Source organism: Cereibacter johrii, assembly GCF_001720585.1.
Classification (GTDB): Bacteria; Pseudomonadota; Alphaproteobacteria; order Rhodobacterales; family Rhodobacteraceae; genus Cereibacter_A; species Cereibacter_A johrii.
In genome coordinates this window covers 25994-35305 of record NZ_MABH01000233.1, presented here as the reverse complement: position 1 = coordinate 35305, position 9312 = coordinate 25994, and the positions used below count along the sequence as shown (strand labels likewise).

Below are 9312 nucleotides of genomic sequence, written 5' to 3'. Positions count from 1 at the left end.
GCGCCCGCCTGCCGGCCTGTCCGCTCTTCCACCCGTCCTCCCTCGCGCCGCACCGCCTGCGACAAGCTGTCATCCGTGCAGCCCCTTGCGGAAACCCACAATAGCGGCAGGCGGTCGCGGCTGGCAAGGAAGGGCAGGACCGCCGGGAGGGCGGCACAGAGGAGGATACCCATGTTGACCCGTCGCAGCCTCGCCGCTCTGGCAGGCGCCGCAGCGCTGGCGCTCGCCGCCGCCGTGCCGGCTCTCGCCCAGCCGATCGTCATCAAGTTCAGCCACGTCGTCGCCCCCGACACGCCGAAGGGCAAGGGCGCCACGAAGTTCGAGGAGCTGGCCGAGAAATACACGAACGGCGCGGTGGATGTCGAAGTCTATCCCAACAGCCAGCTCTACAAGGACAAGGAAGAGCTCGAGGCGCTGCAGCTCGGCGCGGTCCAGATGCTCGCCCCGTCGCTGGCCAAGTTCGGCCCGCTCGGCGTGCAGGATTTCGAGGTCTTCGACCTGCCCTACATCTTCAAGGGCTATGACGCGCTGCACACCGTGACCAACGGCGAGGTGGGCAAGATGCTGTTCTCGAAGCTCGAGGACAAGGGCATCAAGGGCCTGGCCTACTGGGACAACGGCTTCAAGATCATGTCGGCCAACAGCCCGATCGCCACGCCCGACGACTTCCTCGGCCTGAAGATGCGCATCCAGTCCTCGAAGGTGCTCGAGGCCGAGATGAACGCGCTCGGCGCGGTGCCGCAGGTCATGGCCTTCTCGGAGGTCTATCAGGCGCTGCAGACCGGCGTCGTGGACGGCACCGAGAACCCGCCCTCGAACATGTATACCCAGAAGATGCACGAGGTGCAGAAGCACGCCACGGTCTCGAACCACGGCTACCTCGGCTATGCGGTGATCGTGAACAAGCAGTTCTGGGACGGCCTGCCCGAGGAGGTGCGCGCCGGGCTCGAAAAGGCGCTGACCGAGGCCACCGACTATGCCAACGGCATCGCCAAGGAAGAGAACGACAAGTCGCTTCAGGCCATGAAGGACGCGGGCACGACCGAGTTCCACGAGCTGACCCCCGAAGAGCTCGCGGCCTGGGAAGAGGCGCTCGCCCCCGTCCATGAGGAAATGGCCGGCCGCATCGGCGCCGAGACCATCGCCGCCGTGAAGGCCGCGACCGGGACCAACTGATCCACCCGACCTTTCCCGCAACATCCTAGCCACAGGAGGCCCGCCATGATGCGCCTTCTCGACCGGCTGGAGGAAACGCTCATCGCCTCGCTCATCGCGGCGGCGACAGGGCTGATCTTCGTCTCGGTCGTCCAACGCTATTCGCTGGGCCTTCTGGCCGATGGCGTGGCCTTCTTCCGTGGCCACGACATGCCCGAGCTCTCGGCCATGATGCGCAGCGCCTATCTCGGCCTGCGCGAGTTCAACCTCGTCTGGGCGCAGGAGCTCTGCATCATCCTGTTCGTCTGGATGGCGAAGTTCGGCGCGGCCTACGGGGTGCGGACCGGCATCCATGTCGGCATCGACGTGCTCATCAACAAGCTCGACGAGCGCAAGCGCGGCTTCTTCATCCTGCTGGGCCTCGGGGCGGGCGCGCTCTTCACCGGGATCATCGCGACGCTCGGCGGCAATTTCGTGTGGCACATGGCCCAGACCAGCGCGATCTCGCCCGATCTCGAGCTGCCGATGTGGCTCGTCTATCTGGCGATCCCGCTCGGCTCGGCGCTGATGTGCTTCCGCTTCCTGCAGGTGGCGGTGATCTTCGCCCGCACGGGCGAGCTGCCCCACCACGACCACGGCCATGTCGAGGGCGTGGACACCGAGGACGAGGGCATCGACGTGCTCGGCAGCACCTTCCTCAAGTCGCCGCTGACCCCCCGCGACCTCGTCGAGAAGCCGAAGGACGAATGAGATGAACGCAACCCTCATCTTCGGCGGTCTCATCGCCCTCATGCTGACCGGAATGCCGATCTCGATCGCGCTCGGCCTCACGGTTCTGACCTTCCTCTTCACCATGACGGCGGTGCCGATCGACACGGTGGCGCTGAAGCTCTTCACCGGCATCGAGAAGTTCGAGATCATGGCGATCCCGTTCTTCATCCTCGCCGGGAACTTCCTGACCCACGGCGGCGTGGCGCGGCGGATGATCGCCTTCGCCACCTCGATGGTGGGCCACTGGCACGGGGGCCTGGGCCTCGGCGGCGTCTTCGCCTGCGCCCTCTTCGCCGCCGTCTCGGGCTCCTCGCCCGCGACCGTGGTGGCCATCGGCTCGGTCATCCTGCCCGCCATGGTGGCGCAGGGCTTCCCCACCCGCTTCGGCGCGGGCGTCATCACCACGAGCGGCGCGCTCGGCATCCTGATCCCGCCGTCCATCGTGATGGTGATGTATTGCGTGGCCACCTCGGGGATGATGGTCGAGGGGCCCGACGGCACCATCGTCGATGCGGCCTCGGTGGGCGAGATGTTCATCGCGGGCGTGATCCCGGGGATCATGCTGGCGGGGGCGCTCGCGCTCACCACCTGGTATCGGGCCTGGAAGAACGACTATCCCCGCCTGCCGAAAGCCAGCTGGCGCGAGCGCTGGCAGGCCTTCCGCCAGGCGATCTGGGGCCTCCTGCTCATCGTGATCGTGATGGGCGGCATCTACACCGGCACCTTCACCCCCACCGAAGCCGCCGCCATGAGCGCCGTCTATGCCTTCGTGATCGCGGTCTTCGTCTACAAGGACATGGGGCTCAGGGACGTGCCGCGGGTGCTGCTCGCCTCGGCCAACATGTCGGCGATGCTGCTCTACATCATCACCAATGCGGTGCTGTTCAGCTTCCTGCTCACGCACGAGAACATCCCGCAGGCGCTCGGCCAGTGGATGGTGGATTCGGGCCTGACCTGGTGGATGTTCCTGATCGCGGTGAACATCATCCTGCTGATGGCCGGCAACTTCATGGAGCCTTCCTCCATCGTGCTCATCATGGCGCCGATCCTGTTCCCGGTCGCCGTGCGGCTCGGGATCGACCCGGTGCATTTCGGGATCATGATCATCGTGAACATGGAGGTCGGCATGTGCCACCCGCCCGTGGGGCTGAACCTCTATGTGGCCTCGGGCATCACCAAGATGGGCATCACCGAGCTTACCATCGCGGTCTGGCCGTGGCTCCTCACCATGCTGGCCTTCCTCGTGCTCGTGACCTACGTCCCGCAGATCTCGCTCTTCCTGCCGCATCTGCTGGGCATGCGCTGACATCGAAAGGGCCGCCCGGCCTCTGCCGGCGCCTTCCGGGACCCCACGCCTACCGACGCAAGTCGGTAGGCGTTCGACATTCGCAGGGATGCGCCGACAGCGAAAGGAGCCGCCCGCGAAAGCCCTGAGGCGCCCGCCTCAGGCCTCGGCGATCATCGCCTTGATGGCCGCGCCATGGCCATCCTTCGCGCCGAGCGCATCGGCCGCAAGCGCCGCGGCCTCGGCCAGAAGCGCCTCGGGCGGCACGATCCGGTCGAGGAGGCCCCAGGCCAGCGCCTCCTCGGCCGAGGCCTTCACGCCGCCCATCAGGATCATCTTGGCCCGCGCAGGCCCCGCCAGCGCCTTCAGCCGCCGCACGTCCGAGGGCTGCGGCCGGAAGCCGAGCTTCATCACCGGATAGAAGAGCTTCGTCCCCGGCACGGCGATCCTCAGATCGCAGGCGAGCGCCATCCCCATGGCCCCGCCCGCCAGCGTGCCATTCAGCGCGGCCACGGTCAGGCAGGGCAGCGCCGCCACCGCCGCCGACACGCGCTCCCACACCGGGTCGACGGCAAGCCCCGCCCGCGCCTCGTCGAGATCGGCCCCGGCCGAGAAGACGCGCCCCGCCCCGGTCAGCACAAGGGCCCGCACGCCCTCGGCCGCGGCCTGCGCCACGGCCGCCTCGATCTCGAGCAGCATGGCCTTCGTCAGCGCATTGGCCTTGTCCGGCCGGTCGAGCGTCAGGGTCCGAAGCCCCTCCGCCTCCGCGACGCGGATCATGCGCCGAGCCCCACCGCCCGGCGGATCGCCTCGTCGCGCAGCGAGATCTCCTGCCCGAGCCACTTGTCCGCGCCCGGGCCGCACATCCACAGGAGCGCCTTCGCCGGCCAGTCGGCCGGAATATGGACCGACGGATCGAGCCGGCTCACCGGGTTGATGCCGCTCTCGCGGATCTTGTCCTGCATCCCGGTCGCGACCGTCCCGGGCGAGAGGCCCAGGATGCGGATGCGGTGGACCGCCTCCTCGAGATGGGCGCAGCGGGTCAGCATGGCCGCGCCCGCCTTCGAGCTGCAATAGGCGCTCCAGCCCTCGAGCGCATTCTGCGCAGCGCCCGAGCTGACGGTGATGATGGTGCCGCCCTTTCCGCGCATGTGCGGCACGGCCGCGCGGATCCCGTGGAAGACGCCCTTGAGGTTCACGTCGATGGCGCGATCCCAGGCATCGGGATCGACATCCGCCAGCCGCGCGATGGGCTCGATCACGCCCGCGTTGTTGATGAGCACGTCGATCCGGCCCGCCGTCTCGACCACCCGGTCGATCGCCGTCTGCACCGAGGCCCGGTCGGCCACGTCGCAGGTCAGGGCGAAGGCGCCCTGCCCCGCCTCGGCCGCCAGCGCCTCGATCTCGGGCCCGCTGCGGGAGAGGAGCGCGACGCGCGCGCCCGCCGCCGCAAAGACACGCACCGCCGCCGCTCCGATCCCGCGGCTGGCCCCGGTGACCGCCACGACCTTGCCCTGCATGTTGCCCATTGCGCCGCTCCTTCCCTGGCCTTCTGACAAACGTGTTAGCCGATCCTTGCATTCGACGGAAAGGCTTGACCCTCCAGAACCCACGGAAGAATGTGGGCCGATTATCCGCGTTGGGGAAGGCATATGACGTATTTCAGCACACTGGCAGGCACCACCGCTCTGGCGACGCTGGTGGCGGCGGGATCGGCCATGGCCGATGTGACGCCCGAGCAGGTGTGGCAGAGCTGGCAGGAGCTCGGCGCCACCTACGGCCAGACCCTGACCGCCGCGAACCAGAGCCGGACGGGCGACACGCTGAAGCTGCAGGACGTGCGGATGCATTTCGCGCAGGACGGCACCGTGGTCGAGGGCACGATCCCCGAGGTGAACCTGACGCAGCGCGGCGACGGCACGGTGGAGATCACCATGTCGCCGGAATTTCCCGTCGAGATGACGATCCCGAACGAGCCCGATGCCGAAAATCCCGCTCCCGAGCCGACCGAGCTCGCGCTGGCCCTGCGCCAGCCCGGCATGGTGATGGTCGCGGGCGGCGACGATCTGGCCACCACGCTCGCCTTCGACGCGCCCTCGACCACCATCGCCGTCACCGGGGTGGATGGCGTCTCGGCCCGCGAGATGAACCTCACCGCCGAGATGACGATGAGCGACGTGGCCGGCACCTACCGCACCGAGGGCACCGACACGCGCTCCATCACGAACGACTTCACGGCCGCGGTGGCCGAGATGACCTTCGCGATGACCGACCCCGAGACGAAGGGCAAGGTCAATGTCCGCGCCAGCGCCACCGACCTCAAGGGCACGTCCAGCGGCAAGATGGTGGGCACGCTCGGCATGGCGGACATGGCGGCGGCGCTGCAGGCGGGGGCGGCCTCGACCGGCAGCTTCACCTATGGCCCGGCCACGCTCGAGTTCGACTTTGCCGATGCGACCGACAAGGGCAAGGGGTCGGCCAGCGCCGCCGGGGGCAATCTCGACGTGTCGATGAGCGGCGACAGCCTCTCCTACGGCGGCGGGACCAAGAACGTGAGCCTCACCCTCAGCGGCAGCCAGATCCCGTTCCCGCAGTTCAACATGAGCTATGCCGAGGCCGCCTTCCAGCTGCTCACGCCGGTCACGACCTCCGAGGAGCCGCAGGACTTCCGCCTGCTCACCCGGCTCGTCAACCTGAAGGTCTCGGACGAGATCTGGGCCATGTTCGACCCCGAGGCGCAGCTGCCGCGGGATCCGGCGACGCTGGTGCTCGATGCCAAGGGCAAGGCGCGGCTCGACATCGACCTGCTCGATCCCAAGCAGGTCGAGACGCTGGGCGAGAAGGCTCCGGGCCAGATCGAGGCGCTCGATCTCGATCAGCTTCAGCTCTCGATCGCGGGCGCCGATCTGACCGGCGACGGCAGCCTCACCTTCGACAACGCCGACACGACCACCTTCGGCGGTATGCCCGCGCCCACGGGACAGATCGACCTGAAGCTGGTGGGCGGCAACGCGCTCATCGACAAGCTGGTGGGCATCGGCCTCGTGCCGCAGGATCAGGCGATGGCCGCGCGCATGATGCTCGGCCTCTTCGCCCGTCCGGGTGAGGGCGAGGACACGCTGACCTCGACGCTCGAGTTCAAGGACAAGGGCTTCTACGCCAACGGCCAGCGCCTCCAGTAACCTCGGCGCCCCCGCCCTGCGGCGGGGGCAGCCTGCCTTCCCCCAAGGATCGCGGCCCCACGCCAAGGCGCGCCTCTCCCTCCTCCACGCGCCGTCCCATCGGGCAGGCCACGCGCGCCGTCCGATCAGGCAGCCTGCGCCCCTTCCCATCGGGCAGGCCGTGCGCCTTCCCATCGGGCAGGCCGCGCGCCTTTCCATCCGGCAGGCCCGTCGCCTTCCCATCAGGCAGGCCGCGCGCTGTCCCATCGGCGCGGCTTCGTCCCGACGGAACGTCGGTTCCTGTGGCTCCGGCGCTTGTCACGACGGGCGTGCCCGATTACCTCGGGACGGAACCCAGAGGAGCCAGCCATGACCCAACCGCTCGACCGCCTGACCGACCGGCTGCTGCAGGTCGCCCGCAGCGCCGGAGCAGAGGCCGCCGATGCGATCGCGGTGCGCGGCACGTCGCTCTCCATCGACATCCGCGAGCGCGCGCTGGAGCAGGCCGAGCGGGCCGAGAGCGTCGAGGTGGGCCTGCGCGTGCTCCTCGGCGGCAGGCAGGCCTGCGTCTCGGCCTCCGACATCTCCGAGGCCACCCTCTCGGCCATGGCCGAGCGCGCGGTCGCCATGGCGCGGGAAGCGCCCGACGATCCCTGTGCGGGCCTCGCGGACTCCGCCGAGATCGCGCGCGGATGGGATCTGGCGGCGCTCGAACTGGTCGATCCGTCCGACGAGCCTTCGCCTGCGGCCCTGGAGGAGGATGCCCGCGCGGCCGAGGCCGCGGCGCTCGAGACGGCCGGCATCTTTCAGGTCGAGGCGGGCGGCGCCTGGTCGCGCCGCGAGATGCATCTGGCGGCCAGCAACGGCTTTTCCGGCGGCTATGCGCGCAGCTCGCGCTCGATCTCGGCCGTGGCCTTCACCGGCTCGGGCACGCAGATGGAGCGCGACTGGGCGGCCGAGACCCGCATCTTCGGCGCGGACCTGCCGGCGGCCACCGAGGTGGGCCGCTTGGCCGCCGAACGCGCCATGGCCCGCGTGGGCTCGCGCAAGCCGCCCACAGGCAGCTTCCCGGTGCTCTATGACGAGCGCATCGCGGCCTCGCTGATGAGCCACCTGTTGTCAGCTGTCAACGGCGCCACCATTGCCCGCGGCGGCTCGTGGCTGCGCGACGCGCTGGGACAGCAGGTGCTGCCGGCGCATCTGTCCTTCATCGAGGACCCGCTGCGGCCGCGCACCGGCTCGTCGCGCCCCTTCGATGGCGAGGGGCTGCCCACGCGCCGCCGGGCCATCGTCGAGAACGGGTTCCTGACCGGCTGGACGCTCGACCTCGCCACCGGGCGCAAGCTGAAGATGGCGAGCACGGCCAATGCCGCGCGCTCGACCTCGCAGCCGCCCTCGCCCTCGGTCTCGAACACCGAGCTTACGCCCGGCACGGTCACGCGGGCCGAGCTTCTGGCGCAGATGGGGACGGGCCTTCTCGTGACCTCGCTCATGGGCTCGTCGATCAACGGCAACACGGGCGACTATTCGCGCGGCGCGTCGGGCTTCTGGGTCGAGCGCGGCGAGATCGTGGGGCCGGTGAACGAATGCACCATCGCGGGCAATCTGCGCGACATGCTGCGGACCATCGTGCCCGCGAACGATGCGCGGCCGCACCTGTCCAACCGGGTGCCGAGCCTGCTCGTGGAGGGTCTCACGATTGCCGGCGCGTGACCTCGCGCTGCTGAGCGAGGCCGCGCGGGCCGCGGGGCCGGTCGCGCTCCGCTACTGGAAGAATGCGCCCCGCGCCTGGGAGAAGGACGGGAATGCGGGGCCGGTGACCGAGGCCGACCTCGCGGTGAACCTGCTGCTCGAGCAGAGGCTCCGCTCGGCGCGGCCCGATTACGGCTGGCTCTCTGAGGAGAGCGCCGACAGCGGGGCGCGGCAGGGGGCCGAGCGCGTCTTCATCGTGGATCCGATCGACGGCACGCGCGCCTTCATGGCGGGCGAGGACACGTTCTCGGTCTCGCTCGCCGTGGCCTTTGCCGGGCGGATCGTGGCCGCGGCGGTCTATCTGCCGGCGCTCGACCGGCTCTATACCGCGGGCGAGAGCGCGCCTGCGCTGCGCGACGGGCAGGCCATCGCCGCCAGTCGGCGCGCCGAGAGCCAGGGCGCCACCTTGCTCGCCTCTCGCCATACGCTCGGGGAAAGCCACTGGCCCGGAGGCGTGCCGGAGGTGAAGCGCAGCTTCCGCGCGTCGCTCGCCTTCCGGCTCTGCCTCGTCGCCGAAGGGCGGCATGACGGGATGCTCATGCTGGGTCAGGCGTGGGAATGGGATATTGCCGCGGGCAGCCTGATCGCCGCGCGGGCAGGAGCCGCCGTCTCCGACCGCTTCGGCCAGCCGCTGACTTTCAACGGCAGCCCTCCGCAGACCCCCGGCGTGATCGCCGCCGCTCCGGGCGTGCATGCGGAACTCCTGCGCCGTCTCACGCCCTGATCGCCCCGGCGGAGGCCTGCGGGCTGCTCGATGAAAGCTGCCCTTCGGGACGTCCCCCGGGGCACAGGACGCCCGGAGGCGCCGCCGCCGGGGCGGCGGCCGCCGGAAGTCCTGCGAGACCGGCCAACCTCACTTGTTCGTGCGGCCGCGCTGGTTCGGATCGATACCGCCCCACGGGTTCGTGTCGTTCATCACGTCGCCCTCGAAGGTGGTTTCGCCCTCCATCGGCTCCTCGCCGCGCCGCAGACCTGTCGAGCGCCCGATGCCCGGATCGCCCTTGAGGTCTGCGTCGAAGGGCTGCTTCGTCTTCGGATGCTTGCTGGACATGGATCCGTCTCCTCTTGCTGGAGGCAGGGAAACCGGGCGCGGCCGCCCTCTGTTCCGGCGCGGGCCGGGGATCGGCGAGCCCTCGCCGCCCCGCGGAACTTCGGCTGCGCCCATCGGTTGCGCCCGCCCACCCTGCC

General features: G+C 69.7%; 9 protein-coding genes. 6 read left to right on the top strand and 3 right to left on the bottom strand.

The genetic code is table 11. The features are described 5' to 3' along the window. Positions 1-171: 171 nt before the first annotated feature. Genes A9O63_RS19580 through A9O63_RS19570 form a run of 3 tightly spaced genes read left to right on the top strand, consistent with a single transcriptional unit; the run spans position 172 to position 3232 of the window. Positions 172-1176 carry a TRAP transporter substrate-binding protein gene (locus A9O63_RS19580; RefSeq protein WP_069331811.1) on the top strand — a complete coding sequence of 335 codons (1005 nt, stop codon included), beginning with the start codon at positions 172-174 and terminating at the stop codon, positions 1174-1176. Between the two features lie 45 nt (positions 1177-1221). Further along, positions 1222-1905 (top strand): TRAP transporter small permease, encoded by a 684-nt coding sequence (locus tag A9O63_RS19575; RefSeq protein ID WP_002721136.1) that lies wholly within the window; start codon positions 1222-1224, stop codon positions 1903-1905. Between the two features lies 1 nt (position 1906). Beyond that, positions 1907-3232, top strand: coding sequence for a TRAP transporter large permease (locus A9O63_RS19570; protein WP_069333396.1), 1326 nt, complete (start codon positions 1907-1909; stop codon positions 3230-3232). A gap of 138 nt (positions 3233-3370) precedes the next feature. Here A9O63_RS19570 and A9O63_RS19565 read toward each other — a convergent pair whose 3' ends face one another. Together A9O63_RS19565 and A9O63_RS19560 are read right to left on the bottom strand one after the other, a co-directional pair. Continuing rightward, positions 3371-3991: an enoyl-CoA hydratase/isomerase family protein gene (locus A9O63_RS19565; protein WP_069331809.1), complete on the bottom strand. Its 621-nt coding sequence runs from the start codon at positions 3989-3991 to the stop codon at positions 3371-3373. Continuing rightward, positions 3988-4740, bottom strand: coding sequence for an SDR family oxidoreductase (locus A9O63_RS19560; RefSeq protein WP_069331808.1), 753 nt, complete (start codon positions 4738-4740; stop codon positions 3988-3990). The genes A9O63_RS19565 and A9O63_RS19560 overlap by 4 nt, the downstream gene beginning before the upstream one ends. 123 nt (positions 4741-4863) lie before the next feature. On the opposite strand from A9O63_RS19560, the gene A9O63_RS19555 reads away from it, so the two are divergent. The 3 genes from A9O63_RS19555 to A9O63_RS19545 all read left to right on the top strand — a co-directional run bounded on the left by A9O63_RS19555 (position 4864) and on the right by A9O63_RS19545 (position 8848). Next, positions 4864-6393, top strand: coding sequence for a DUF2125 domain-containing protein (locus tag A9O63_RS19555; protein WP_069331807.1), 1530 nt, complete (start codon positions 4864-4866; stop codon positions 6391-6393). A gap of 348 nt (positions 6394-6741) precedes the next feature. Beyond that, positions 6742-8085, top strand: a complete 1344-nt coding sequence (locus A9O63_RS19550) for a TldD/PmbA family protein (RefSeq protein ID WP_069331806.1) — start codon at positions 6742-6744, stop codon at positions 8083-8085. Further along, the gene (locus tag A9O63_RS19545) at positions 8072-8848 is read left to right on the top strand and encodes a 3'(2'),5'-bisphosphate nucleotidase CysQ (RefSeq protein WP_069331805.1); all 777 of its coding nucleotides are present in this window, start codon (positions 8072-8074) and stop codon (positions 8846-8848) included. Before A9O63_RS19550 ends, A9O63_RS19545 begins: the two co-directional genes overlap by 14 nt. Positions 8849-8977: 129 nt before the next feature. Here A9O63_RS19545 and A9O63_RS19540 read toward each other — a convergent pair whose 3' ends face one another. Next, entirely contained in the window at positions 8978-9175 is a 198-nt protein-coding gene (locus A9O63_RS19540; RefSeq protein WP_069331804.1) for a hypothetical protein, read from the bottom strand. Positions 9176-9312 lie beyond the last annotated feature (137 nt).

What these genes read in the sequence shown, in the direction of transcription:
- A9O63_RS19580 (WP_069331811.1), top strand. Translation starts at nt 172, where the DNA reads ATGTTGACCCGTCGCAGCCTCGCCGCTCTGGCAGGCGCCGCAGCGCTG.
- A9O63_RS19575 (WP_002721136.1), top strand. Translation starts at nt 1,222, where the DNA reads ATGATGCGCCTTCTCGACCGGCTGGAGGAAACGCTCATCGCCTCGCTC.
- A9O63_RS19570 (WP_069333396.1), top strand. Translation starts at nt 1,907, where the DNA reads ATGAACGCAACCCTCATCTTCGGCGGTCTCATCGCCCTCATGCTGACC.
- A9O63_RS19565 (WP_069331809.1), bottom strand. Translation starts at nt 3,991, where the DNA reads ATGATCCGCGTCGCGGAGGCGGAGGGGCTTCGGACCCTGACGCTCGAC.
- A9O63_RS19560 (WP_069331808.1), bottom strand. Translation starts at nt 4,740, where the DNA reads ATGGGCAACATGCAGGGCAAGGTCGTGGCGGTCACCGGGGCCAGCCGC.
- A9O63_RS19555 (WP_069331807.1), top strand. Translation starts at nt 4,864, where the DNA reads ATGACGTATTTCAGCACACTGGCAGGCACCACCGCTCTGGCGACGCTG.
- A9O63_RS19550 (WP_069331806.1), top strand. Translation starts at nt 6,742, where the DNA reads ATGACCCAACCGCTCGACCGCCTGACCGACCGGCTGCTGCAGGTCGCC.
- A9O63_RS19540 (WP_069331804.1), bottom strand. Translation starts at nt 9,175, where the DNA reads ATGTCCAGCAAGCATCCGAAGACGAAGCAGCCCTTCGACGCAGACCTC.